Below are 25,829 nucleotides of genomic sequence, written 5' to 3'. Positions count from 1 at the left end.
CCTGCAGCGGATCCGGCCGCGCGGATGCAACGGTTGCGACCAACCTCATACTTAAAAGAACAAAGGGAGTCCTTCATGGGCGAGCATGATCTGAACAGGCGTCAATTCATTAAAACCGTCGGCGTCGCCTCGGTAGCGGCGGCGGCCCTGAGCATGCCCTTCATCCGGGCCAGCGCCAGCGACACTCGGTTCGCCGGCAAGACTCTGCGTTTGCTGACCTGGTCGGATGACACCGGCCTCGCCGCACTGCGCAACATTGCCGCCACCTTCGAGGCCAAGACCGGCGCCAAGGTCATCGCCGACCGCACCGGCAGCACCTCGGAAATGGTCGCCAAGCTCAAGGCCGGCGGTGACCGTCCGCAGTACGACATCATCACCCTGGCAGGGGTCGGCGCCGAAGGTCTGGCCGCCGCCGGACTGCTGGAAAAGCCCGACCTCAACCGCATTCCCAACCTGATCGACGTACCGGAAAAATACCGCACCGGCGCCAACGGGCACGGCATCGGTTACCTGCTGTGGTGCAACAGTCTGGTCTACAGCACCCGCACCCTCAAACAGGCACCGGACAGCTACGCCGCGTTGTGGGACGCCGAGCTGGCGCCGAACATTTTCCTGCCGCCGCCGAACTGGACCGAGGCCATGGACCTGATCATCATCGCCGCGAAACTGGCCGGCGGTGACGAACACAACATCGAACCGGGCTTCAAGAAACTCGCCGAGCTCAAGGATCGTGTGGTGACGTTGGGCGAGAACCCGAACCAGATCGCCGAGCTGTTCCGCACCGGTTCACTGGATATGGGCGGCTTGTACGCCCCGGCATTTTTCCCCAAGCAGATCCGCGATCCGAACTACGGCCTCGGTGCCACGTTCGGCATGAAGGAAGGTTTTTACACCGACCTGATGCTCTCGGTGATGCCGAAGAACCGGCCGGGCGACACCGACCTGGCCTACGCCTTCATCGACCACTCTCTCGACCCGCTGGTGCAGGGCAAGATGGCCGAAGACATCTTCAACGGCCCGGTCAACGCTAAGGCGATCATCTCCGCCGAAGCGCGCAAGAGCCCGTACATCCTCACGCCGGAGCAGATTGCCGAGAAGGCGATCATGCACGACAACGCCTTCCTGGCGACCGTGCATGACCAATGGATTCGTCGCTATACGGAAATTTTTTCTTCCTGACGCCGGCCTCCCGAACACCACGGGCCCCCTGTGGGAGCGAGTCCTGTGGTGAGGGGATTTATCCCCGATGGGCAGCGTAGCTGCCCCAAGATCAGCAAATACGGTGCATCAAATGTACCGCGCACGATGGTTTTGCGACTGCTTCGCAGCCGGTCGGGGATAAATCCCCTCACCACAAAAAATGACTCCCACAGGAGATTGAGGTGTTTGCGAGATTAGCTTTCCATTGACGAGATCATTGCTATGGAACATCAATCCCTGACCCAACCGGTCGGCGCCGCTGACGTGCGCCCGGCGCGCGGTATTTCGCCGACCGCCCGGGCGTGGTTTTTCCTCACGCCGTCGATGCTGTTTCTCGGTGTGCTGATCGCGGCCAGCCTGCTGGTGCTGCGCATGAGCGTCGGCACAAAAGGCGCGGAATGGAGCGGGTTCAGCCTCGCCAGCTACGCGCAATTGCTCGAACCCTACTATCTGAAATCGCTGCTGCTGACCCTGCGTCTGGCGCTGATCAGTGCAGTGATCGCGGTGCTGCTGGCGATCCCGGTGGCGTACACCATGTCACGGCTGACCTCGCCGTTCGTGCGGCGGATCTTCCTTGCCGCAGTGTTGCTGCCGCTGCTGGTCAACCTGCTGCTGCAAAGCTACGGCTGGCTGGTGATTCTCGGCCCGGGCGGGATGCTCAACCAGACGCTGATGGGCCTGGGCCTGATCAAGCGCCCGATCATGCTGCTGTACAACCAGAACGGCGTGCTGATGGGGCTGGTGCAGACCGCGTTCCCATTGGCCGTGCTGCCGATTGCCAGCGCCATGCGTGGTGTTGCGCGTACCTACGAAGAGGCGGCGACACTGGGTGCCAGCCGTTTTCAGGTGTTCCGTCAGGTGGTGTTGCCGATGAGTCTGCCGGGGATCATCACCGGAGCGACGCTGGTGTTCGCCTACAACGCCAGCAGTTTTGTCGTGCCGTTGCTGCTCGGTGGCCGCCGGGTACCGATGCTCGCGGTGATGGTGCATGACCAGATCGCGCCGCTGATGAACTGGCCCGCGGCATCGGCGGCCGGGGTGGTGCTGATCGTCACCACGCTGGCGATCATGACCCTGTCCGAATACATCACCGGCCGTCGTCGGCGTCTGCTGGAGGCATCGCAATGAGTACTTTGATCAAGAAGCGCATGGCGCTGCTGCCCGGCGACACTGGCAAGTTCGCCGGGATCCTTTCCGGGTTCATTCTGCTGCTGGCGGTGTTGCCGATCCTGACCATGATCGTCATGTCGTTCAGCGGTGCGTCGAATCTCGACTTCCCGCCGAGCAGCTACAGCCTGCAGTGGTACAAGGCGGCCTGGCACACCTTCGTCTCGCCAGACGCCAGCGACGTGCTGAGTCTCGGCCAGGCCATGGCTACCAGCCTGCTGGTGTCGTGCCTGACCATGGTTTTCGCCACGCTGATCGCGGTGCCTGCCGCCTATGCGCTGACCCGTTGCGAGTTCCGTGGCAAAGCCGTGGCGCTGCAACTGATGTCGTTGCCGTTGGTGTTTCCGATGGTGGTGTTGGGCCTGGCATTGCTGCTGGTGTTCGACAGCCTGCCGTTTCACCTGACCACTTCGCGACTGGTGATTGCCCACGTGATTCTGGCGCTGCCGTTCGTGGTGAAAAACTGCACCGCCGCGATGCTCTCCATCGGCAGCGAAGTCGAAGAAGCCGCGCGGATGCTCGGCGCTTCACCGCTGCGGGCGATTGTCGACGTGGTGGTGCCGTTGATGAAGTCGGGGATTCTGGCGGGGATGCTGCTGGCGTTCATCGTCTCGTTCAATGAATTCACCGTGACCTATTTCCTCTACACCATCGACGTCATGACCGTGCCGATCTGGATGTACAGCCGCACCGTGTCATCGCTCGACCCTACCGTGTTCTCGTTTGCCGTGCTGATCGTGCTGATCGACTTCGTCCTGATCTGGGCGCTGGAGAAGCTGGTGGGCGAGGGCGGCGTTTCCTTTTGATTTGAGGTGCAACATGACTGGTCTGATTCTGGAAAACGTCGAGAAATTCTACGGCTCGGCTTGCGCGGTACAGGACGTCAATCTGCATTTGCCGGAAGGCCAACTGGTGTGTTTTCTCGGCCCGTCGGGCTGCGGCAAAACCACCTTGCTGCGGATGATCGCCGGGCTGGAAACCCTGACCGGCGGCGAGATTCGCCTGGATGGCGAGAACATCGGCCACACCCCGGCGCACCTGCGCAACTTCGGCATGGTGTTCCAGTCGCTGGCGCTGTTCCCGCACATGACCGTCGGCGAGAACATCGCCTACCCGCTGAAACTGCGCGGCGTGAGCAAGGCCGAGCAGCAGGCGCGGGTGGTGGAATTGCTGGAGTTGATCCAGTTGCAGGCGATGATCGACCGACCGGTGGCGAAACTCTCCGGCGGGCAACGGCAGCGGGTGGCGATTGCCCGGGCCATCGCCTCGCGGCCGAAAATCCTCCTGCTCGACGAACCGCTGTCGGCGCTGGACGCCAAGCTGCGCGAGTCGATGCAGGTGGAAATCCGCCAGTTGCAACAGCGCTTGAACATCACCACGATCATGGTCACCCACGACCAGCGCGAAGCCATGACCATGGCCGACATCGTCGTGGTGCTGGGCGAGCACAAGGTGCAGCAGGTGGGCACGCCGATCGAAATCTATCGGCATCCGGCCAACGAGTTCGTCGCCGACTTCATCGGTTCGGGCAACATTTTTCCGGCCACGGCGCTGGGCGACGGCAAGGTCAGTTTGCCGGGCGGTGATGCGCTGCAAGTGCCAATCTGCAGCAGCATCGAGGTGGGGCAGAAGGTGAAGATGCTGATTCGCCCCGAGGACCTGCAACTGTCCGCGCCGCAGGCTACGGCGGGCAATCGCTTGCTCGGCAAGGTGACGTTCGTGCGCGATATCGGCGCGACCATCGAGACCACGGTGGAGTGTTCCGGGGTGACGTTCACCGCATTGAGCACGCCGTGTCAGGGGATCGGTTTGGGGATCGGGCATCCGGTGTCGGTGACGTTGCCGAGCGAGGCGTGTCGGATCCTCGGTGCCTGATTCTGGATTGAAGTTGTCTTGACTGGCCCCATCGCTGGCAAGCCAGCTCCCACAGGTTTTTCGGGTGTGCACAAATTCTGCGTTCAGCACAAAACCCTGTGGGAGCTGGCTTGCCAGCGATGGCGTCAGTCGATACAGCACAACACCTTGATCAGACCGACTGCCGCAACCGTGCCAGATCCCTTAACGGCGGCGCACCAAACAAGCGGCTGTACTCGCGGCTGAACTGCGACGGGCTTTCGTAACCCACGCGATAGCCCGCCGCCGACGCTTCCAGCCCTTCTGCCAGCATCAGACGCCGCGCCTCTTGCAGGCGCAATTGTTTCTGATACTGCAGCGGACTCATCGCGGTCATCGCCTTGAAGCGGTGATGCAGGGTCGAGACGCTGAGGTTCACTTCTTTCGCCAGATCATCGATGCGCAGCGGCTGTTCGAAGTTGCCGTTGAGCCATTTGATCGCCTGGCTGATGCGGTGGCTCTGGCTGTTGGCAATCGCGATTTCATACAAACGGTGACCCTGCGGACTGCGCAGCAGGCGATAGAGAATCTCCCGGCGAATCAGTGGCGCGAGCATGGCGATGTCTTTCGGCGCATCCAGCAGTCGCGCCAGACGCAACACCGCGTCGAGCATCGCGCTGTCGATCTTTTCCACATACAGGCCGCGCCCGGTCGGTCGGGTCGGCACGCCCATGGGGCCGGCGTCGGCAATCAATGCGGTGATTTCCGCCGGGTCGATGTCCAGGCGCACGGCGAGGATCGGCTCTTCGGGCGAGACATTCACCACCCGCCCGCTGAGCGGCATCGAGACCGAGACCACCAGGTAATTCAGCGGGTCGTAATTGAAGAACTCATCGGCCAGGCGCACCTCTTTGCGGCCCTGGGCCATGATGCACAACGCCGGTTGCGCAAGTACCGGGGCGAAGTCATGGGACTGGGTATGGCGCGACATGAACAGCGAGCCGATGGCGGTCTGGTAACTGCCGTCGTCCGTGGTGTTGCGGCGGATGATCGCCGCGAGTTCTGCACGCTGTTTTTCCATGTCGGCATCGGGCGGACACTGGAAACGATCGAATGACGTCATGCACGGCATCCTCTGCTAAGACGGTGGAATGGGGCAGAGCCTATATTTGTGCAAGCGCAAGCGGTAGACACATCCTGTCAAATGCTTGCCTGATTCTGCATCGGCTGGTTTTGTGCCACCGCCATCAACCTGCACCCGATGCATAGCGACCTGCAGTCGAATCCCCCGTAGGAGCTGCCGAAGGCTGCGATCTTTTGATTTTAAAAACAAAAGTCAAAAGATCGCAGCCTTGCAGCTCCTACACAAAAGCGTTGTGACAGCGGTGTGACAGGTTTCTACCCGTCGACATCGGGCGTTTGTGCAGTCTCGCAGGATTGTGCAACGCAGCGGCAGGAATCGACTAACGGCACCTTGCGCCCGGCACTTAACCTTGGATCCTGTCGCAGCCCGTCCCCCGGCTGCCACGCGACTCCCTGGGAGGGTTGAACATGTCCAAGCAGATTCCCGTCAGCCATATGGCCTTCGTTCGAGCGCGCGCCGGACGCTCCGCCGAACTGGGTGTACGCCTCAGTGCCTTGATCGAACCGTCACGCAACGCCCCCGGTTGCCTGAACTTTGCCCTGCAGCATTCGCAATGCGATCCGGAGCTGTGGCTGGTTTCCGGTTTCTGGAGCCATCAACAGGCGATGACCGCGTATTTCAACAGCCCGTCGATGCAGATCTTTGCCGAACTGGTCCAGGACCTGGTGGTCAACAGCCTGGATTTCCACACCTTCAAAGAGGTGTCGGCAGCGCAGGCGCTCGGACAATGTCCGGCACCGATACACAAACTCGCCGGTTGAGGGTTTAATGTCCGGCTTATTGGTCTGAGCCAGGATGTGTGCCATGGCACGTAAAGAGTTTGAACACTTCGAAGCAGTCTCCGCAGTCGTCCCCGTCGAGTTGGGCGGCAACAAGGGTTACCACGCGGCAATCGCGGTCAAGGCCCTGGTCGATGGCGGTGCGCCACGCTTCCACAAACTGCTGGGTGATCAGGTTTTCCCCGGCGCCATCGCTGCCGATGAGGCTGCCATCAATGAGCTGGACCGCCTCAAGGGCGTCACTGATGACGCCGAGCTGATCTGGTAACTGCGCTTACTTGCCCGCCCCCGGGCGCCACATCTTGAACAGGGCTTCAGGCCCCAACTGGAAATAATCCGCCGGCCCCCCGCCGCGCAGAATCGGTTCTGCCGCGGCGGTGTCGTAGATCCCGTCCTTCAACAGCCACTTGGCGATATGCACGGCGACCACTTCGCCGAGAATCAGCCAGCTCGGCACGGTTTCGCCATCGGCGCGCTGCAACTGAATGATCTGCGTGACCTTGCACTCGAAGGACACCGGGCTTTCGGCTACCCGTGGCACCGCAATCACCTTCGACGCCGCCGGCGTCAGCCCCGCCAGTTCAAACTCGTTGACCTCAGGCGCGACCATCGCGCAGCTCTGGTTCATCTGCTCGGCCAGCGGACGGGTGGCGAGGTTCCAGGCGAACTCGCCGGTCTGTTCGATGTTGTTCAGGCTGTCTTTGCGCCCGACGCTGGAAAAACCAATGATCGGCGGAATGTAGTTGAACGCGTTGAAGAAGCTGTAAGGCGCCAGGTTCAACTGCCCATTGGCATCCTGCGAAGAAATCCAGCCGATAGGGCGCGGGCCGACGATGGCGTTGAACGGATCGTGGGGCAGGCCGTGGCCGTTGGCGGGTTCGTAGAAGTGAATGTCATCGGACATGGCTGGGGTTCCTCAAGAGGGCATTCTGAAAGACGCCATAGTGTAAGAGCGCACCACGTATTTCCAGTCAAACGCTGATCCCACTGTAGGAGCTGCCGAAGGCTGCGATCTTTTGATCTTGCTCTTAAAAACAAAATCAAAAGATCGCAGCCTTCGGCAGCTCCTACAGGGGATTTTGGTAGATTTGAGAATTGTGCGGCTTCAGAAATGACTAAGCCCGGCCTAAGCCGGGCTGTGGAAGGACTGCAGATACTTAGCTGATGGCTGCAGCAGTACCGGTCTTGTCGAAACCATCGGCGGCCACGGTTTTGCCGATGTTGGTTTTATCGAAACCGTCATCGGCGTAAGTGCCCGAGTGGCTGGTTTCGATGGCGGCGCTGGCGCCGGAAATAAATTCGGCCGATTTGGTTTTGTCCGAGCCATCGGCAGCGAAGGTATTGGCGGCCAGTACGGACAGGGTCAGGGCGAGGATCAGTTTGGTTTTCATGTCAGTTACTCCAGATGGGTTGGCGATGTGTCTTGCTTGGATCTAATGCTACGCCAACTAAATTGATTAAAAAGCGTAAATAAATGCTAAAAACAATCGATTAACCTGATATTAAGGGCGGCGCATTGAATGGGCTTCCACTGTCGGGAGCGAACGCCGCGCAGGTCATCGATCAGGTATTGGCAGGATGCAAGGGTTGCATTAATGGGGGATTAATCGCTGTTTTTCGCGATATGACGGATTTTTCATCTGTTGCCGACCGGTTTTTCACCGGCACAACGCCAGTCTGCCCACGGCCAGAAAACCAAGAACCGGCCGTCTCACACTGGAGCTTTGCTTGCGATGAACAAACTGCCTCAAATCACCCTGGCGTTCTGGGTCATGAAAATCTGCGCGACGACCCTGGGGGAAACCGCGGGGGACTTGCTGTCGATGACCCTCAACGTTGGTTACGCCCTCAGCTCGCTGATCCTGATCAGCGTGTTCGTGCTGACCCTGATCAGCCAGTTGCTGGCCAAGACCTACAAGCCGCTGCTGTACTGGATCGTGATTCTTTCCACCAGCACCGCCGGCACCACCATGTCCGACTTCATGGACCGCACCCTGGGACTGGGCTACGCCACCGGATCGATGATCCTGATTGCGATTCTGCTGGCGATCTTCACGGCCTGGCGCCTGAGCGGCGATTCTCTGAACGTCAGCAAGGTGCAGACCTTTCGGGGCGAGATGTTCTACTGGATGGCGATTCTGTTTTCCAACACTCTGGGCACGGCGCTTGGCGACTATCTGGCCGATGATTCGGGCCTGGGTTTTGCCGGTGGCGCGCTGCTGATCGGCTCGACCATTGCCGTGGTCGTGGCGCTCAAATACTTCACGAAAATTTCGTCGGTGCTGTTGTTCTGGGTGGCGTTCGTGCTGACCCGGCCGTTCGGTGCGACCCTGGGTGACCTGATGACCAAGCCCCATGAAAAGGGCGGTCTGGACTTCGGCACCATCGGCTCGTCGGCGGTGCTGGCGGGGATTCTGCTGGTGATGATTGTCGGCGCGTCGTATGCGCAGAAGCGTTATGGCAAGCCGCCGGTTGCCGAGTTGACTTGATACTCGAGTCGTCTCATTCGCGAGCAGGCTCGCTCCCACAAGGGATTTGTGTCGATCACAGATCCAATGTGGGAGCGAGCCTGCTCGCGAAAGGGCCATCACAGCCACCGTTGCAGTGGCTGTGAATTCCCGATCAGTCAGTCACGATCCGCGAGTGTTTCTGCGTGTCTTTCATGGTGATGTACACCAGCAGCGACACCGCGATGCACGCGGTCACGTACCAGTAGTAACCGGTTTCCATGCCGATGCTCTTGAACCACAGCGCGATGTATTCGGCGGTACCGCCGAAGATCGACACGGTCAGTGCGTACGGCAGGCCGACGCCCAGCGCGCGGATTTCGGTCGGGAACAACTCGGCCTTCACCACAGCGTTGATCGAGGTGTAGCCGCTGACGATGATCAGTGCCGCCATGATCAGGAAGAACGCGCCCCACCAGGTCTGGATGGTGTGCAGGGTCATCAGGATCGGCACGGTGAAGATCGTACCGAGCACGCCGAAAGCGATCAGGATCGGACGACGACCGATCTTGTCCGACAGGCCACCGATGATCGGTTGCAGGCACATGAACAGGAATAGCGTGGCGGCAGAAATGGTGGTCGAGTCGGAGATGCTCATGCCGACGGTATTCACCAGGTATTTTTGCATGTAGGTGGTGTAGGTGTAGAACGCCAGCGTACCGCCCATGGTCAGGCCGACCACGGTCAGCAGTTCTTTCGGGTGGCGCATCAAGGTGCGCATCGCGCTTTCCTTGGACTTCTCCTTCTTGGTGAACGACTCGGTCTCTTCCATGCCGCGACGCAGGTACAGCGCGACGATCGCGCACAGTGCGCCGATGGCGAACGGAATACGCCAGCCCCACGCGTACAGCTGTTCGGTGGTCAGCATGTTCTGCAGCACGATCAGCACGCCCAGCGCGATGAGCTGGCCGGAGATCAAGGTCACGTACTGGAAGCTGGAGAAGAAGCCGCGACGTTCCCTGGTCGCCATCTCCGACAGGTAGGTGGCCGAGGTGCCGTACTCGCCGCCGACCGACAGGCCTTGCAGCAAGCGGGCGAAGACCAACAGGATCGGCGCGCCGATGCCGATGGTTTCGTAGTTCGGGCTGAGGGCGATCAGCAAGGAGCCGAAGCACATCAGGTAGACCGAGGCCATCAGGGCTTTCTTGCGACCGACCTTGTCGGCGTAGAGGCCCATCAGCCAGCCACCGATCGGACGCATCAGGAAGCCCACGGCGAAGATCGCGGCGGTGTTCATCAGTTGCGCGGTGGTGGAACCGGCGGGGAAGAAGGTCTTGGCGAAGTACAGCGAGAAGGCGGCGTAGACGTACCAGTCGTACCACTCGACCATGTTGCCGACCGAGCCGCTGAAGATCGATTTGATCCGGCTGGCGGTGGTTCTTTCTTTGGCGGGCGCGGCAGCCGACCCAAGGGGCAGGGCGTTGGAGTTATCCATTGAAGGATCCTTCGTTTAATTGTTTTTGTGGAGCGCGTAGAAACGCAGCCTGCAGGGGCTATAGCAGGAGCTGTGCCAACGGAGAGAGGGACGGTTTAGAGGGGGTGGCAGGATTTTATGAGCGGAAATCCGCTTATTACCTGATTTGATTGAGCGGAAAATCGCTCAAAAGATCGCAGCCTTCGGCGGCTCCTACAGGGAATCTGAAGGCGGCGCTGAAACTGTAGGAGCTGCCGAAGGCTGCGATCTTTTGATCTTTTGATCTTATGGGCTGACAAACATCTCCCGACTCAACCCATGCCGCTGCAGCTTTTCATTGAAGGTCCGGCGCGGTAGCTGCAACTCCTCCAGCACCGCTTTCACGTCACCCTTGTGCCGGGTCAGCGCCGCGCGCAGGCACTGCGCTTCAAAGGCTTCCTGCTGCGCGGCGAGGGACTGGCCCGGATCGACGCCCTGCACCGGCTCATCCAGCCCCAGTACCTGCCGCTCGGCGACGTTCGCCAGTTCCCGCACGTTGCCCGGCCAGTCGTGGCTGAGCAGGTGACTCAATTGCGCTCCGCTCAACGGCGGGAAGGTGCGGCCGAGGCGCTGGGCGGCGCTGAAGGCAAACGATTCGAACAGCAGCGGAATGTCTTCGCGACGATCGCGCAGCGGCGGCAGGCGCAGCTCGGCGACGTTCAGGCGATACGCCAGGTCTTCGCGAAAACGTCCGGCCCGGGCCTCATCCAGCAGATCAGGTTTGGTCGCGGCAACAATCCGCAGATCGACGCGAATACTCTGGTTCGACCCGAGGCGCTCCAGCTTCTGTTCCTGCAACACCCGCAGCAGCTTCACTTGCTGGGCCAGCGGCATACTTTCGATTTCATCGAGAAACAGCGTGCCGCCGTCGGCATATTCCAGCTTGCCGATGCGCTTGCCGGAAGCGCCGGTGAACGCGCCACTTTCATGACCGAACAACTCGGCTTCGAACAACTGCTCGGGAATCGCCGCACAGTTCAGCGCCACGAAAGGCTTGGCGGCGCGCGGACCGAAATCATGCAGGCAGCGCGCGATCAGCTCCTTGCCGCTGCCGGTTTCGCCGCGGATCAACACGTTGACCGGCAACGCCGCCAGATCCAGCACCTGTCGACGCAAGGTCTGCATGCCACGGGACACGCCGAGCAGCGTCGCATCGAGTCTGGCGCGGTGGTCGGCTTGCTCGTGCAGGGCGCGGTTTTCCAATACCAGTCGCCGCTTGTCGAGTGCCCGGCGCAGGCTGCCGAGCAGGGTGTCCGGGCTGAACGGCTTTTCCAGAAAGTCGTAGGCGCCGTCACGCATGGCTTCGACCGCCATCGGCACATCACCGTGACCGGTCAGCAGTATCACCGGCAAATCGCTGTCACGGCGCTGCACTTCGGCCAACAACTGCAGACCACTGAGCCCGGGCATGCGCACATCGCTGAGGATCACCCCGGGAAAGTGTGCGGGCAGTGCCGCCAGGCAATCCTCGGCGCGGCTGAACAGCTGCACGGCGAACCCCGACAGGCTCAGCCATTGCTCGACGGCGCTGCGAATGCTGCTCTCGTCATCGACCACCATCACTGAGTTGAGCATCAGATGTGTGCCTCCAGATCGATCGGCAGGGTCAGGCTGAACACCGCGCCGGCCTCGCCATTTTCCACGCTCAGACGCCCGCCGGATTCATGCACGATGGCAAAGGATACCGCCAGCCCGAGGCCGAGTCCGTCACCCACCGGTTTGGTGGTAAAGAACGGGTCGAACACCTGGTTCAAGTGCTGTTCGGCAATCCCGCCGCCATTGTCGATCACGCTCAGGCGCCACAATTGTTCATCCACCTCCAGGCGAATTTCCAGACGCTTGCACGGTTTGCCCTGCATCGCATCAAGGGCGTTGCGCAACAGATTGATCAGCACCTGTTCGAGGCGGATCGCATCACCTCGCACCCAGGCCGGACGCGTCAGGTGCAGCACCAGACTGACCTGTTCATCACGCAGGCGCGCATCGAGCAGTTGCAGGGACTGATCGACCACAGTCGCCAGGTCCAGCCGTTCGCGCAGGCCGCTGGGGCTTTTGCGGGCGAAGGTTTTCAGGTGGCCGGTGAGCGAGGCCATGCGCGTGAGCATGTCGTCCACCGGTTTGAGCGCCTTGTACGCATCATCGACGCGGCCATGTTCGAGCAGCAGGCGCAGCGTCGCCAACTGCATGCGTTGCGCGGTCAGCGGTTGATTGATTTCGTGGGCCAGTGCGGCGGACATCTGCCCCAGTGCGGCGAGCTTCGCAGATTGCACCAGACCGTCCTGCGCGGTGCGCAGATCGCGGGTGCGTTCTTCGACCAGTTGTTCGAGTTCTTCGCGGTTGCGCTGACGGACTTTCGACAGGCGCCAGCGCTGATTGAGGAACAGCAGCAAAAACACCAGCGCCAGCCACACACCCGCAGCGGCCAGCCCGGCGTTGCGCAAGTCTTCGAAGGCCACTTGCGGGCGCCGCAACAAGTGCAGGGTCCAGCCTTCGGTGGCCAGCGGCAGCGATTCCCACAAGTAGTCCGCCGTTCCGTCCGGGCCTTCGACCCGGCGCAGGTCACTGTTGTCGTCGAAGTGGCGCAGGGACAAATGCGTCAGCGGGATCAGCGATTGTTTGTCGTACTGGCGCGTGCGCTTGATCTCGGCCATGTCGCGGCTATCGAGCGGCCGCAGCGAGCGATAGCGCCAGCCGGGCTGGTTGGCGATGAAGATGATCCCGCGCGCATCGCTGACCAGCAGCGTGTCGCTGCCCTGGCTCCATTCGCGCTCAAGCTCGGGGAACTCCAGTTTGACTACCATCGCGCCGAGGAACTCGGCGTTGTCGCCGAGCACTGCGCTGGACAGAAAATAACCGGGGATGCCGCTGGTCACGCCCACCGCATAAAAGCGCCCGCTGCCCTGCGTGCGGGTCTGGCTGAAGTACGGACGAAAACCGTAGTTGTGGCCGACGTAACTGCTCGGCAGGCGCCAGTTGCTGGCGGCCACCGCGAGGCCGCTGTGATCAAGCAGCTCGAGGGTCGAGGACTGCGCCGCGCCATTGATCTGCTCTAGCTTCAGATTCAGCACATTCTGTTGTTCCGCGCCCACCGGCCCGGCCAGCGCGCTGCGCAATTGCGGGTCCAACGCCAGCACGGCGGGCAGGGCGCGGTAGCGGTCGATCAGGGTGTGCAGCGAGTTGGCATACAGCGCCAATTGCTGGCTGGCGCGGGTGGCGTCTTCCTCCAGCGCCTGACGTTCGGCGTGGCGGATGGCAAGGGTCGCGGCAATGACCGCACCGGCAATGATCAGCAGAGTGTACAACGACAAACGCAGGGTACGGGAAGTCGGCAGCATGCTGGATGCAAACAGTCAGAAAGTCGGGCCGAGACCATAGCATGGCCCCGGCCCGAAAGGATAAGCGCGGCTGAGCGTCAGCTCATTCTAAATAGCCGTCGCGGGTTTACGTCTACGCGGTATACGAGAAGCATCACCTCGCTGAAAACCGGTGTTCAGAGATAAAACAGAAGGCGCTGAGTTCCTGCGCGACAATTGGCTGGCCTTGGGTGGTCGCATTCGGGTAATTTTCTCGAGCATGTTCATGCTTCGCCAACTGATCCCGGTCAATTCCTCGGACTCCAGTACCTGGTCACGCAACGCATTCAGTGCCTTGTCCGAAACGTGCTCTTGCAATCGCAGTTCCGCAATCAATTCGTCGGCCTTGTCGAGCCATTTCCCTGCTTGAGCGTTTTTTGCCGCCTTGTCTTTGGTGCCCCTCAGCTCGTCGACATAGCCGCCCACTATCGGCCCCAGTATCATGCCGCCAATCGTCGCAGTAGTCGTGACGCCGAGCGTGGTCATGTTGAACGTCCGGTTGATTTGCTGGGTAACATCGGGGGGCGGCAGCGAGCCGTCTCCACCCGGATTCCATGTCCCCGGTGGGGACCAGCCTGGATTGAACAGCGTGGCGCCTAGTGTGAATTGAGCAGCAGCTGTCAAAACTGTTGCAACGACGGCTGCGTTGGCAGGCGACGATGTACTGACGGGTAGCAGGGCTAGCCCCACCCTGGAGTTGACGGCTGTCAGTACGGTCGCCTTGCCCCACTGGCGCCATGTTTGCTCGGGTTTTGGGGGAAAGTGGCCAGGTGGATTATCTTGAGGGTTATCCACCCATGCCGGCACAGCGGGTGCTTGTGCCGTTGTGCTTTGCGTTGACGGTCTGCGAGTGGGGCCGGGAGAAGGCATATTGATTGCAGTTTGTGCGGGCGCGACCATCGCACCTTGCCGGTCGACAAAGTTGATCGGGTTGTTACCGCTCATGCAGTACAGATTCAACCCATCCACCACGCCATGCCTGTCCGGCTGCGTCCAGCGCCCCAGCCACGGAGCGTAATACCGTTCGCCATAGTAATAGAACCCGCTGCGATCCAGCTCTTTGCCGCTGTAGCGGATGGTTTTGTAGTCGACCTTGACATCTGAAGGCGTTGTGAACGAGGCAGTCGCGCCAAACGGGAAGAATCGTTCGTGGCTGATCAACTGTGCTGTCTGATCAAGTTCGATATGGCACGAACTCAGGTGATCGTTCAGGCCGTAGCGCAGTTGCGTGCTGCCGATATTCGAAGGATCGCTTTCCCAGTACAGGCAACGAACAGTGCCTTCGCCGGTCGTGACGGTGATGGTATGCAGTTCTTCACCACTTTCCTTACAGGATATCTCCAGGCCCGGCAGGTAGCGCACTTCGTCAAAGTGGCTGATTTTTGTACTGTAGCGGTCGTGACGTTTATAGATCCTCAGGCCCTGGCTATACAGGTAGTGTTCGGCGTCGTCAGGGCCGTCGTGACGGGAGACCATCACCACTGACTGCAATTGATCGCGGCTATTCCACAGCAGCGGTTGCCCAGGCAGTCTTTCCATCAGGTTGCCGTGCGGATCGAACAGGCGGGAGAGATCCGGAAGCGGATCACCCGGCTCATGCCAGACGCCGCGATTGCTGTGCAGGTCGATGAACATCTGCTGGGTACGGCTCGCACCCTCGCGCACCTGAATGATTTTGATCAGATTGCCGCCATGATCATATTCGTAGGTCTGTCGGTATTGGCGCAGGTCTCTTGGGTCGGAGGGGTGCGGCCAGGTCGGGCCTTGCGGGTGTGCTGCTGCACTGCAACCGGTGGCGCTAATCAGTTGGTAGAGGGAGTCGTAATTGAACGTACGGGTGCCGTCGGAGCGTTGATTGGCAAAAAAGACCGGCTTGAAGGCTGCATCGACGATTCGGGTGATCAGTCCCACAGGATCGTGGGTGTATTCGAAGTCCTGAATGGGAGGCTCACTGTCTTTTTGTGCCCATTGCCTGAACAGGCGAGCATTGGCCGGATCGTACTGCCAGTGCTCGCTCACGCCGTTGCCATACCTTTGCAGGACAAGCTGTCCGGCGGCGTTGTATTGAGCGTCGAGCAGCACCTCCCACGACTGAACTCCACCTTTTAACGTCAGATGTGTGGCTTTGAGTTGCCCGGCCAGATCGTAGCGCATCTGCTGTCGATGATGACCTGCATCCGTCTGCGCCACCAAAAGGCCCTGCGGGTTATAGGTGCGTTGACTGGTAAAGGTTTTCTCGTCGAAAAAGATACGTTTTTCACTAACGGCTTGACCGACGAGGTTATAGCTTTGCACTTGCAAAGAGCCTGAAGAATCATCTTGTCTCAGCGCTCGCCCGCGCAGGTTGTATCCGGCATCGGCCGACGCATCAGCGTAAGTGAACGTTTCATCGTCTGCCGGGCTGCTGGAATTCTTGATGGTCAGTGGGCGCAATTGGTGGTCATACGTCATGAGCCAGGTTGCATTTCGACCATCCCAGCGTTGCAGCGTCTGTCCTGCCAGCCCTGGCAGGCTCAGGCGGGTGCCAGCGTCAACGTTTTGGGTCTTCAGAGGCTGTCCCGTCAGCGTGTAGACAGTCATAAGACTGGGGATGGGCAGACGTGGATCCCATTGGGCGGTATTACTTCCGGCCAAATCATGTTCCAGACGAGTCACCAGTGTCACCGGTGGAGCTTCGGCATCGCTGCGCCAATAGGCGATCCGACGCACCGCGAGTCCACGACTGTCGGTCGCTTCCAGCAAAGGGGTACGCCGGTGGATATTCAATGTAGAGGTACCTCTATGGCGGTGTCGTTGGGATCCTCACTGGCGCGATACCAAGGATGATAGGTCTCGCGGGAAAAATAGCCCTTGGCATTGATCAACTTGACCACACGCCCGAGCGGGTCATAGAACAGTTGATCGAAGTAGCCATAGCGTTGCAGAGACTGGTCATTGACATAGCCATGTGCGTCGGCAAAAAACGGCCGGAACTGCCGCACCGCGAGCCCTTTGTTGTTGTACTCGACCCGCGCGCTGACCCGCCAGCGCGACTCGGCATGTTCCTCGCGCAGCTGTCCGCGATCGACGATCAGCGACCCATCGGCAGCGACCGCATAGGCGATTCCGGGCTCGACCCGTTGCAGGGTTTGCAACGCGCGGCCAAAGCCGTCCACGTAGCTGATGATGATCTGCACCAATGCCGCAATCGGATCATTCGGGTAACGGTCGGCACTCAGCGCCACACTGTGCACCGGTTTGCGTGCAACCGTGCTGATGAGTTCGCGCAGGGCCTGTTCGGCGGGTGTCGGCGACGTCAATTGTGCCAGTCGCCGTCGCGCGCTGGCGCGAATGTGCAGGCTCGGCAACAGGTAGCCGCTGGCCAGCCATTGCTCAAGCAGATCCGGTGTGGTGTGGACCTGCGGCGGTAGTTGTCCCATCCAGCTGAACAAATCCTTGCGCAAGGTGCTGGCGGCTTTTTGCACGGCCTCTTGCGGGTCGGCAATGGCCGCGTCCGGGCGTGGATCTGCCGGGCGAACGTATTCACTGAGTGGGCGGAAGCCGGCGGCAATGCCATTTTCGGTGCCGTGGAAACTGGTCGCCAACGGTTGGCCCGAGGGTTCGTAAAGCGCTTCCTGTATGTTTTCGTTGGCATCGATGATGCACCACGGCGCCAGGGCGCAGTAGTCGTATTCGCAGCGGGTGATGCAGCCATCCGGCAGTTCGACGCTGATGACCAGCAGCCAATACTCGTCGTACCGCGCCTTGGTCCAGCCGTGGCTCAGCGTTTCGCGGTATTCAAGTACCCGGAAGAAATCCTTGGCATCGGCGTACTTCGCGTAGTTGTAATGCGCGGACCACAGGCTTTCTGCGTCCGCGTTTACCGCCGTGTCTTCGAACAGCAGCGCCATCAGTGTGTAACCGATGCTCGCCAGCTCCTGCAGGATATCGAACGGTGGCGGCAGAGCGTCGTAGGCGGCGAGGGCCGTCTTGTCAAAGCTTGCCATCTCCAGCGGCCCTTTCAGTGCTTCGAATTGCGCCGAGCCGTCGGGCAGCAGACTGCCGTCCTCTTTGTTGATGTAGCGCTGCACGGTTTGCCCGGTCAGCACCCGGAGAGCGTTCCACTCGGGCGAGCGAACATGCTCCTTGAGTAGATCCCATGTCACCTGTTGCGGATTGAGGCCCGACGGCAGATTACCTTTGGGCAGCATCAGGGCATTGCTGCGCTGTTGTGAGGGCAGGCCCAGCCGCCATTGTTGGCAGTCCTTCAGATCAATTGCACGCGCGCGGGTTTCGTTGAGATAAAAAAACCGCTGCGCCATGTCATGCGCGTCCCGCCACCACTGTTGTTCGTCGGGGTCGCTGAAAGGCGGAGGATCGTCGGGCAGGCGCCGTCGCGCATAGCTGATGGTCAGGCTGTGAGTGGCGTGGCCGTATTTGCTGCTGTTGATCAAGACTTCATGGCGGCACAACGGGTCGTCAATGAAACCGTCGTACTGATAGCTGATTTTTTCCAGGGTCTGTACCAGCAGCACGTCTGCCGGCCCTCGCAGGTTGGCGGGCCGGACATCACGCACCAGGTAACGAAATTCTTCTACGGCGTAGAGCCGTGCATTGGCTGGCTCGTCAGTGGCGGTCCAGGTTTCGATGCGGGTGAAGGCGCCGACCAGCGCGCGTGCGATTTTATAGCGTACGTCTTCGTCGTCTGGCGTTACCGGTTCATCGCATTCATCACTGTCGTGATAGCGGCTGAATACGGTTGGTCGTAAGCCAACGGCACCAGTGTCACCGTCGAAGTAGCCATGTCTTGGCCGATCCATCGCCTGCCCGGTCAGGTACCAGGTACAGACGCGCACCGGTGCTGTGAACCCGGCCTCGTCATCGTCCGTGGCACGTTCGCTGTCGGTCTGTTCCCGGTAACCGAAACCACGAAACTCACGCTCGATGCTGTCGTAGACGCCTTCGCGATAGAGGCATGATTGCGTCAGGCAATTGCCGGTTATTTCATCCAGTTGGCGTTGCCGGCTGACGACTTGAACCGCGAACGGTAGATGGCACACCGGCGTTTCGTCGGGATGATCGGTAAGCCGTTGCTGTTTTTCATCCAGCCATTCCTGTGCAGAGCTGCGATAGACCACCTGCGTGGCGCAGCCCATGTTGTTGTTGGTAGCGGTCAGCAAGTAAGGCTTGGCCGCGACAAAGTCGTAGCGCCAGTGCTCGGGGGACATGTGCGGCACCGTCAGGATCAGGCTGGCACAACCCAGGCCTTGCAGGTCGGCGAAACTGACCTGACACAGGCGGTCGTAGCTCACGCCTTCCGGCCACGGCACGAAGACTGGCGTTTGTTCCAGGCCATAGCCCCCGCGATTGAGGTAGATCTCGAAGCCGGCGGTTTTCAGATAAAACAGGGCTGGTGCGCCGGAGCCGTCGATGTCGGCGATCCGCACTTGCGCGACGTCGAATTCGCCATACAGGAAGGGCAGGGCACTGATGACCCGACCTTTGCCGAATTTGCCATGCCCCAGATTGGGCCAGCATTTGATTTCGTTGTGCCGGATCCGGCACAGCTCGCTCATGTCACTGCCGAGCATGTTGCCCAGAAATACGAGTTCTGTGGGGGCTTTGCCGAACAGCGGCAAACTGTCCTCATCGTCTTTGCGAGGCACGTCTTCGGCGCTGGAAAAACCCTGTTCCCGTTGGTTGGCATACAAGCGCACCGCACGCGGACCGATCATTGCCAGCGAGTTGAGGCCATCACCTCCCAGGTCACCCAGTTGCGCAAGGGTGTGAAAAAACTCCAGCGGCATGCGGCAAAGCTCGACGAACGGTGACCAGCTGCGGTCGGCATTCAACGTGCGATACCCGCTGATGCCCGGTTGGGCAAAAATCCAGTCCAGCCGCCCGTTGCCGATCAGGTCGAGCAATATCTGCCGGGCGGCGGCGTCGCGCCTGGCCATCGGGATCTGTTCCAGCCTGGTCCAGGGCCCGTAGGTGATGGCGTCTGGTCCCGACATGGCACGTCGCGGTTCGCGGTAGTACCAGCACTGATCGTCGCGGCGGAGAAAACCCGGTACACCTTCGCCGTAAAGATCGACGCACTGATAAAACTGCCCATCCTCAAGGCCCGGCATGGTGTCTTCGGCGAACATCCGTGACGGGGTTTTATTGATCTCGAAGGACGAGTAATCAAACTCCACCGGGGGTGTCGTCTCCCCAGCCCCGCTGGCATCGAAGGCCTGATAATGCGCCGCGATGATCCGGTTGTAAGTCCACGGATCAGAGGGTGACGGGTATTCCAGCAGCAGCCGTCGCACCAGTAGCGGATCCTCACCGTCAGGTCGCGAGAAGTTGTGGAACATCAGGATTTGCTGGCACAGGCGCCGTGTGCCCAGCTCAAAACCCTGCCCGAAGGTGGAGAATGGATCCCGGCGTTTATCCCAGACTGCCAGGCTGTCGCCACCGTACACCGGAGCTTCTGTCAGTGAACGGGTGCGCTCGCCGTAATCGAACAGCAGATGGAAATGCCAATCCAGTTCGGCCGGATCCTCCGCGGTCCAGCTATACAAATGCTGGCTGGCAGTGACGTTGCCATAGAACACTGCGCGCAAGTAGCGCTGGGCGCGGTAATCGTCAGTCGGGTCGGGGTCCTGATCATCGGCCAGGTAGGCGAAGCAGATGTGCTCACCATGCGGGTTCATAGTCTCGCACAGCAGCCAGCTGCCAACGCGCAGTGGATCGTCCGGATCGGCCCGGCGCGAGGCGCGGGTCTTGCCGTATACCTGCAGCGAGCCGTCCGCGCCATGGATCAGCCAGAAGGGTGGCCCCTCAGGTTTACCGTCTGTAGTGACGGGCTGCCAGCGTTCGCGCAGGGTAAAATCTCTCTCTACGCGCGGCCAGAAGCGCACCACGTGATGAGCGCCGACGGGAATCGCGTTGTAGCTGTCTTCCACACGCGATTTCGGGTTGCCATCACTGTTCAGTTCCGGCAACCACACTTCACCATCGTCACCGATGATTTCATCGAGATCGGTATAACGCGGTACCCCTTTTGCGGTACGACGGCTGATCTGAGCAATGCCCAGGCTCCATCCGATGCCGAACGGCCCGTTGCCGGCCTGGCTGCTGTAAGTCAGCGCCAGTTGCGGATCCCAGCCGCGTCCGGCGGACAGGGGCAGCGGAATTCCGAATGAAGCCGCCCCAGTAGCGCCCACCACCCCCCAGCTTTTACCGATCGTGCTGATCGAAGCACTGCTGGCGATGGACGGAGTGATGATGCTCAGCTCTTGATCAGCCATGGTCGGATCCATTGCACACGCGACACACGTGAGTGGACAGACGCTAACAACAAGTGGGCAATTCGTAACCTGTCAGATCTGACAGGTGCCAAATGGCTATCAATGTGCAGAGCACAAAAAAGGCCGGCCCGTCGTATGACGGGCCGGCCTTTTTTACAGCTGCGAAGCGCTTACTGCACTTCTACCGCCAGGCTTTCGGCGATCTTCTGTTGCCAGATCGCCGGGCCGGTGATGTGTACCGACTCACCGTTGCTGTCCACCGCGACGGTGACCGGCATGTCCTTGACCTCGAACTCGTAGATCGCTTCCATGCCCAGCTCGGCAAAGGCCAGCACCTTGGACTTCTTGATGGCCTGGGCCACCAGATAAGCGGCGCCGCCGACGGCCATCAGGTACACGGCCTTGTTGTCCTTGATTGCTTCGATCGCGGTCGGGCCACGCTCGGATTTGCCGATCATGCCCAGCAGACCGGTCTGCTCAAGGATCTGACGGGTGAACTTGTCCATCCGCGTTGCGGTGGTCGGGCCAGCCGGGCCAACCACTTCGTCACCGACCGGATCAACCGGGCCAACGTAATAGATAAAGCGACCTTTCAGATCCACCGGCAGGGTTTCACCCTTGTTCAGCATCTCGACCATGCGCTTGTGCGCCGCGTCGCGACCGGTGAGCATTTTGCCGTTGAGCAGGACGGTTTCGCCCGGCTTCCAGCTTTGCACTTCTTCCGGAGTCAGGGTGTCGAGGTTGACGCGACGGGCCGACGGGCCGGCTTCCCAGACGATTTCCGGGTAGGCATCCAGCGATGGCGCTTCCAGCGAGGCCGGGCCAGTGCCGTCGAGCACGAAGTGCGCGTGACGGGTGGCGGCGCAGTTCGGGATCATGCACACCGGCAACGAAGCGGCGTGGGTCGGGTAGTCCATGATCTTCACGTCGAGCACGGTGGTCAGGCCACCGAGGCCCTGGGCGCCGATGCCCAGTTGGTTGACCTTCTCGAACAGCTCCAGACGGATCTCTTCGATACGGTTCTGCGGGCCACGGGCTTTCAGTTCGTGAATGTCGATGGATTCCATCAACACTTCCTTGGCCATCACTGCGGCTTTCTCGGCGGTGCCGCCGATGCCGATGCCCAGCATGCCCGGTGGGCACCAGCCGGCGCCCATGGTCGGAACGGTCTTGAGCACCCAGTCAACGATCGAGTCGGACGGGTTGAGCATGGCCATTTTCGACTTGTTCTCGGAACCGCCGCCCTTGGCCGCCACGTCCACTTCCACGGTGTTGCCCGGGACGATGGAGTAGTGGATGACTGCCGGAGTGTTGTCCTTGGTGTTTTTACGAGCGCCCGCCGGGTCGGCGAGGATCGAGGCACGCAGGACGTTTTCCGGCAGGTTGTAGGCGCGGCGCACGCCTTCGTTGATCATGTCGTCCAGGCTCATGGTCGCGCCATCCCAACGTACGTCCATGCCCACACGCACGAACACGGTGACGATGCCGGTGTCCTGGCAGATCGGCCGGTGGCCGGTGGCGCACATGCGCGAGTTGATCAGGATCTGCGCGATCGAGTCACGGGCCGCTGGCGATTCTTCGCGCAGGTAGGCTTCGTGCATCGCCTGGATGAAATCCACGGGGTGGTAATAGGAAATGAACTGCAGGGCGTCGGCAACGCTCTGAATCAGGTCGTCTTGCTTGATCACGGTCATGAGTCGCGCTCCTCTAAAAGACGGGAACATTCAATAAGGTGCCTGCGGCTTGGGTGCATCGGTCGGTCGCAAGCACCTTTCAAGGCACGCCGGGGCTGCTGGCGCGACGCTAAAAAGGCGCGGCAGTATACCGCGCCTCGTCAGGGCGTACACGCGCCGGCAGTCATTCGTTGGTCGCATGGATGGCCCACCATTTCTGTAGGAGCTGCCGAAGGCTGCGATCTTTTGTCTTTTTCTTCTGAAAGCAAGATCAAAAGATCGCAGCCTTCGGCAGCTCCTACAGGGCAATGCACAAGGGTTTTTGACGTCAATTATCAGGCCCGAAAATCGGTGGTCATTTATCGACCGCCCCTCTAAAGTGGCATCCGGTCTGTAGAGTAGGACACTCGGTCAGCCTCCTATCGCACGGTGAGTCAACGATTGACCCATAACGCCATTCAACGTCTTTTGCTCAAACGCTTCGCCCTCGCTGCAGCCACCTATGGATTGGCTTTGCTGCTGCTGTGGCTGGCGTTTTTCACCGGGCATTACCCGCAATCATTGAACAGCGTGGCCATCGGCAGCGCGCTGGTGGTGATCTGCCAGGCGACGTTGTTTACGCTGTTCTGGTCCGGGCGCAACCAGCGCTTTGCCGACCCCAGTCTGACTGAAACGCAAGTGCTGCTCGGGCTCGGCTGGCAGACCTGGCTGATCGCCCATCTGGATGAAGCACGCGGCGCGTTTCTGGTGTTCTACGTGCTGATCCTGCTGTTCGGCCTGTTCCATTTAACCCGGCGAGCGTTCATTCGTTGCGCGCTGCTGGTGTTCTTCAGTTTCTGTGCGATCACCCTCTGGGACGGCTACCACTTCCGTCTGCCGGATCCGGCGCTGGCGGCGTTGCAGGTGTGCATTCTGGCGATGGTCCTGGCCTGGCTGGTGATTTACGCACGCTTCGTCCAGGTTTCACGGCAACGCATGCGCCAGCGCCGGTTTGCCTTGCAGGCGCATCAGGACACCCTGCGCGGGATGATGCGCCAGCTCGAAGATCTGGTGGCCACCGATGAGCTGACCGGACTGTTCAATCGCCGGCATTTTCTGCGCCTGGCCTCACGGGAACTGGCGGAGATGGAACCAGGCGTGGTGCATGGTCTGGCGCTGATCGACCTCGATCACTTCAAACGCATCAACGATCTGCACGGCCATGCCGCCGGCGATCAGGTATTGCAGGCATTCGCCGGCGTGGCGGGTGCCTGTTTGCGTGACGGCGACGTGCTGGCGCGTTACGGTGGTGAAGAGTTCGTGGTGTTGCTGCCCGACTGCGATGCTGAACGCTTGACCGCCTGTTGCGAACGCCTGCGCATTGCTTTTACCGACGTCGAGCTGGTAGGCCTGAACGTGCGTAACCTCAGCCTGTCGGCAGGCATGACCCTGCTGGAACTGGGCGATGATCTGGATGACGCCTTGCAGCGTGCCGATCAGGCGCTGTACCGGGCCAAGCGCGACGGGCGCAATCGCTGTGCAGCGGCCTGGGAGAATGTGGATGCCTGAACTTCGCGTTGGTGACCGGCAATGGTCGGTGGCGGCGGGCAGCAATTTGCTCGATGCTCTGAATCAGCACGGCGTCGCGGTGCCATACAGCTGTCGCGCCGGCAGTTGCCATGCCTGTCTGGTGCAGTGCGTGAACGGCTTGCCCGCCGACAGTCGCCCGGATGCCCTGAGCGCCGAACAGCGCCAGCAAGGCTGGCGGCTGGCCTGTCAATGTCAGGTCACGGAAGACCTGCAGGTGCACACGTTCGATCCGGTCACCGACGGGCGCCCGGCGGTGGTCGAGGCGCTGGACTGGCTCAGCGACAATGTCCTGCGTTTGCGCCTGACCCCGCAACGACCGCTGCGCTACAGTGCCGGGCAGCATCTGGTGTTGTGGATCAATCAGATTGCCAGGCCCTATTCGCTGGCGAGCCTGCCGCAGGAAGAGCGCTTTCTCGAATTCCACCTCGACTGTCGCCAGCCCGGCGAATTCAGCGATGCGGCGCGGCGCCTGCAGATCGGCGACCCGATCCGCCTCGGCGAGCTGCGTGGCGGCGCGCTGCATTACGATCCGGACTGGCACTCGCGCCCGCTGTGGCTGCTGGCGGCCGGCACCGGGCTGGGCCCATTGTTCGGCGTGCTGCGCGAAGCCTTGCGCCAGGATCATCAGGGCGCCATCCGCGTCATTCACCTGGCCCATGACGCGCGCGAGCACTATCTGGCCAAACCCCTGGCGGCGCTTGCTGCGCAGCGCGAAAACCTCAGCATCGAGCTGTGGACGGCGGCCGAGTCAGCCGCCGCTTTGGCGCAACTGCGCCTTGTTTCCCGGCAAACCCTGGCCTTAGTCTGCGGCTCAAGCGCCAGCGTCGATGCGTTTGCCAAGCGTCTGTACCTGGCCGGACTGCCGCGCAATCAACTGCTGGCCGATGTGTTTTTGTCCCGCGGTTGAGCGCTGAATCTCGTGTGAAGGTGAACTCCTGTGGTGAGGGGATTTATCCCCGATGGGCTGCGCAGCGGCCCCCAGTTTTTCTGAGCGCTGCGCACTCAATCGGGGATAAATCCCCTCACCACAGGAGTTCTGGCTCACCACAGCAATCCAGCCTCACCACAAAAGAACTTTGTCAGCCATTTTAAATGTTGAGTAATGCTGATGACCGAAGCCATCCTGCTCGAACGCGAACGCGGTTTGCTCACCCTGCGACTCAATCGCCCGGACAAGAAAAACGCCCTGACCCGCGCGATGTACAGTCGCCTCGCCGAAGCCCTGAAGCAGGTCGACAACGATCCTGACATCAACGCCGTGCTGATCACCGGCAGCGCCGACTGCTTCACCGCCGGCAACGACATCGCCGACTTCATCCAGCAACCGCCGAGCGACCTCGACAGCCCGGTGTTCCACTTCATGCTCAATCTGCTCGAATGCCGCAAACCGGTAATCGCCGCGGTGGCTGGGGCAGCCGTGGGCATCGGCACCACGTTGTTGCTGCATTGCGATCTGGTTTATGTCAGCCGCGATGCACGGCTGCGTATGCCGTTCGTCAATCTGGGGCTGTGCCCGGAGTTCGGCTCCAGCCTGATCCTGCCGCGTTTGCTCGGGCATGCGAAAGCGGCGGAGCTGTTATTGCTAGGCGAAGGTTTCAGCGGTGAACAGGCGGCGCAGTGGGGCATTGCCACCGAGGCGCTGGGCAGCGGCGAAGCGGTGCTGAACATGGCGCGGGAGATGGCGTTGCGTTTCGATGAGCTGCCAGCCGAAGCGGTGCGTATCAGCAAGCAATTGATGCGAGCGCCGGATCGCGAATTGATCCGTAAGGTGATCGAGGAGGAGGGCGCACTGTTCACCCGGCGCTTGCGCTCGCCGGAGGCGTTGGCGGCGTTGACCGGATTCATCAAACGGCATTGATATCTTCGCTGACTGTGCC

19 protein-coding genes are annotated in these 25,829 nt (G+C 60.7%); 10 read left to right on the top strand and 9 right to left on the bottom strand.

The features are described from left to right. Positions 1 to 75 precede the first annotated feature (75 nt). The 4 genes from JN524_RS06810 to JN524_RS06795 all read left to right on the top strand — a co-directional run bounded on the left by JN524_RS06810 (position 76) and on the right by JN524_RS06795 (position 4,242). Positions 76 to 1,179, top strand: a complete 1,104-nt coding sequence (locus tag JN524_RS06810) for an ABC transporter substrate-binding protein (RefSeq protein WP_202368891.1) — start codon at positions 76 to 78, stop codon at positions 1,177 to 1,179. Between the two features lie 243 nt (positions 1,180 to 1,422). Then, the gene (locus tag JN524_RS06805; RefSeq protein ID WP_202368890.1) at positions 1,423 to 2,328 is read left to right on the top strand and encodes an ABC transporter permease; all 906 of its coding nucleotides are present in this window, start codon (positions 1,423 to 1,425) and stop codon (positions 2,326 to 2,328) included. After that, positions 2,325 to 3,173, top strand: a complete 849-nt coding sequence (locus tag JN524_RS06800; RefSeq protein ID WP_123588623.1) for an ABC transporter permease — start codon at positions 2,325 to 2,327, stop codon at positions 3,171 to 3,173. The genes JN524_RS06805 and JN524_RS06800 overlap by 4 nt, the downstream gene beginning before the upstream one ends. 13 nt (positions 3,174 to 3,186) lie before the next feature. Further along, complete coding sequence (locus JN524_RS06795) at positions 3,187 to 4,242, top strand: ABC transporter ATP-binding protein (RefSeq protein ID WP_202368889.1); 1,056 nt, start codon at positions 3,187 to 3,189, stop codon at positions 4,240 to 4,242. 151 nt (positions 4,243 to 4,393) lie between these two features. On the opposite strand, the gene JN524_RS06790 is transcribed toward JN524_RS06795, so the two are convergent. Further along, entirely contained in the window at positions 4,394 to 5,323 is a 930-nt protein-coding gene (locus JN524_RS06790) for an AraC family transcriptional regulator (RefSeq protein WP_202368888.1), read from the bottom strand. A gap of 428 nt (positions 5,324 to 5,751) precedes the next feature. On the opposite strand from JN524_RS06790, the gene JN524_RS06785 reads away from it, so the two are divergent. Next, complete coding sequence (locus JN524_RS06785) at positions 5,752 to 6,105, top strand: antibiotic biosynthesis monooxygenase family protein (protein ID WP_027612495.1); 354 nt, start codon at positions 5,752 to 5,754, stop codon at positions 6,103 to 6,105. Between the two features lie 43 nt (positions 6,106 to 6,148). Then, positions 6,149 to 6,391, top strand: coding sequence for a hypothetical protein (locus tag JN524_RS06780; RefSeq protein WP_007965872.1), 243 nt, complete (start codon positions 6,149 to 6,151; stop codon positions 6,389 to 6,391). Positions 6,392 to 6,397: 6 nt separating this feature from the next. Here JN524_RS06780 and JN524_RS06775 read toward each other — a convergent pair whose 3' ends face one another. Next, positions 6,398 to 7,027 (bottom strand): flavin reductase family protein, encoded by a 630-nt coding sequence (locus JN524_RS06775; RefSeq protein WP_202368887.1) that lies wholly within the window; start codon positions 7,025 to 7,027, stop codon positions 6,398 to 6,400. A 253-nt stretch (positions 7,028 to 7,280) separates the two neighbouring features. Further along, positions 7,281 to 7,514, bottom strand: a complete 234-nt coding sequence (locus tag JN524_RS06770) for a hypothetical protein (RefSeq protein WP_202368886.1) — start codon at positions 7,512 to 7,514, stop codon at positions 7,281 to 7,283. Positions 7,515 to 7,856: 342 nt separating this feature from the next. Between JN524_RS06770 and JN524_RS06765 the strand changes: the two genes are divergently transcribed. Then, complete coding sequence (locus JN524_RS06765; RefSeq protein ID WP_202368885.1) at positions 7,857 to 8,612, top strand: COG4705 family protein; 756 nt, start codon at positions 7,857 to 7,859, stop codon at positions 8,610 to 8,612. 133 nt (positions 8,613 to 8,745) lie between these two features. Here the strand turns inward: JN524_RS06765 and JN524_RS06760 are convergent, their stop codons facing one another. The 6 genes from JN524_RS06760 to JN524_RS06735 all read right to left on the bottom strand — a co-directional run bounded on the left by JN524_RS06760 (position 8,746) and on the right by JN524_RS06735 (position 22,404). Beyond that, on the bottom strand, positions 8,746 to 10,065 hold the full coding sequence (locus JN524_RS06760; RefSeq protein WP_007965880.1) for an MFS transporter: 1,320 nt from the start codon (positions 10,063 to 10,065) through the stop codon (positions 8,746 to 8,748). A gap of 264 nt (positions 10,066 to 10,329) precedes the next feature. Further along, the gene (locus tag JN524_RS06755) at positions 10,330 to 11,658 is read right to left on the bottom strand and encodes a sigma-54-dependent transcriptional regulator (protein ID WP_202368884.1); all 1,329 of its coding nucleotides are present in this window, start codon (positions 11,656 to 11,658) and stop codon (positions 10,330 to 10,332) included. Continuing rightward, entirely contained in the window at positions 11,658 to 13,418 is a 1,761-nt protein-coding gene (locus JN524_RS06750; protein ID WP_202368883.1) for an ATP-binding protein, read from the bottom strand. The genes JN524_RS06755 and JN524_RS06750 overlap by 1 nt, the downstream gene beginning before the upstream one ends. Before the next feature lie 87 nt (positions 13,419 to 13,505). Further along, a complete protein-coding gene (locus tag JN524_RS06745) occupies positions 13,506 to 16,178 on the bottom strand; it encodes an RHS repeat domain-containing protein (RefSeq protein ID WP_202368882.1) in 2,673 nt (890 codons plus the stop codon). A 20-nt stretch (positions 16,179 to 16,198) separates the two neighbouring features. Next, positions 16,199 to 20,710 (bottom strand): SpvB/TcaC N-terminal domain-containing protein, encoded by a 4,512-nt coding sequence (locus tag JN524_RS06740; protein ID WP_202368881.1) that lies wholly within the window; start codon positions 20,708 to 20,710, stop codon positions 16,199 to 16,201. Positions 20,711 to 20,880: 170 nt separating this feature from the next. After that, positions 20,881 to 22,404, bottom strand: a complete 1,524-nt coding sequence (locus tag JN524_RS06735; protein ID WP_003227616.1) for a fumarate hydratase — start codon at positions 22,402 to 22,404, stop codon at positions 20,881 to 20,883. A gap of 420 nt (positions 22,405 to 22,824) precedes the next feature. Between JN524_RS06735 and JN524_RS06730 the strand changes: the two genes are divergently transcribed. The 3 genes from JN524_RS06730 to JN524_RS06720 all read left to right on the top strand — a co-directional run bounded on the left by JN524_RS06730 (position 22,825) and on the right by JN524_RS06720 (position 25,810). Continuing rightward, a complete protein-coding gene (locus tag JN524_RS06730; protein ID WP_202368880.1) occupies positions 22,825 to 23,931 on the top strand; it encodes a GGDEF domain-containing protein in 1,107 nt (368 codons plus the stop codon). Then, positions 23,924 to 24,859 carry an iron-sulfur-binding ferredoxin reductase gene (locus tag JN524_RS06725; RefSeq protein WP_202368879.1) on the top strand — a complete coding sequence of 312 codons (936 nt, stop codon included), beginning with the start codon at positions 23,924 to 23,926 and terminating at the stop codon, positions 24,857 to 24,859. The genes JN524_RS06730 and JN524_RS06725 overlap by 8 nt, the downstream gene beginning before the upstream one ends. Positions 24,860 to 25,060: 201 nt before the next feature. Continuing rightward, positions 25,061 to 25,810, top strand: a complete 750-nt coding sequence (locus JN524_RS06720) for an enoyl-CoA hydratase-related protein (RefSeq protein WP_202368878.1) — start codon at positions 25,061 to 25,063, stop codon at positions 25,808 to 25,810. Positions 25,811 to 25,829: the final 19 nt, after the last annotated feature.

Origin of the sequence: Pseudomonas sp. MWU318 (genome assembly GCF_016756945.1) — a bacterium.
Lineage (GTDB): Bacteria > Pseudomonadota > Gammaproteobacteria > Pseudomonadales > Pseudomonadaceae > Aquipseudomonas > Aquipseudomonas putida_A.
This window is presented reverse-complemented; position numbering and strand designations above follow the sequence as displayed.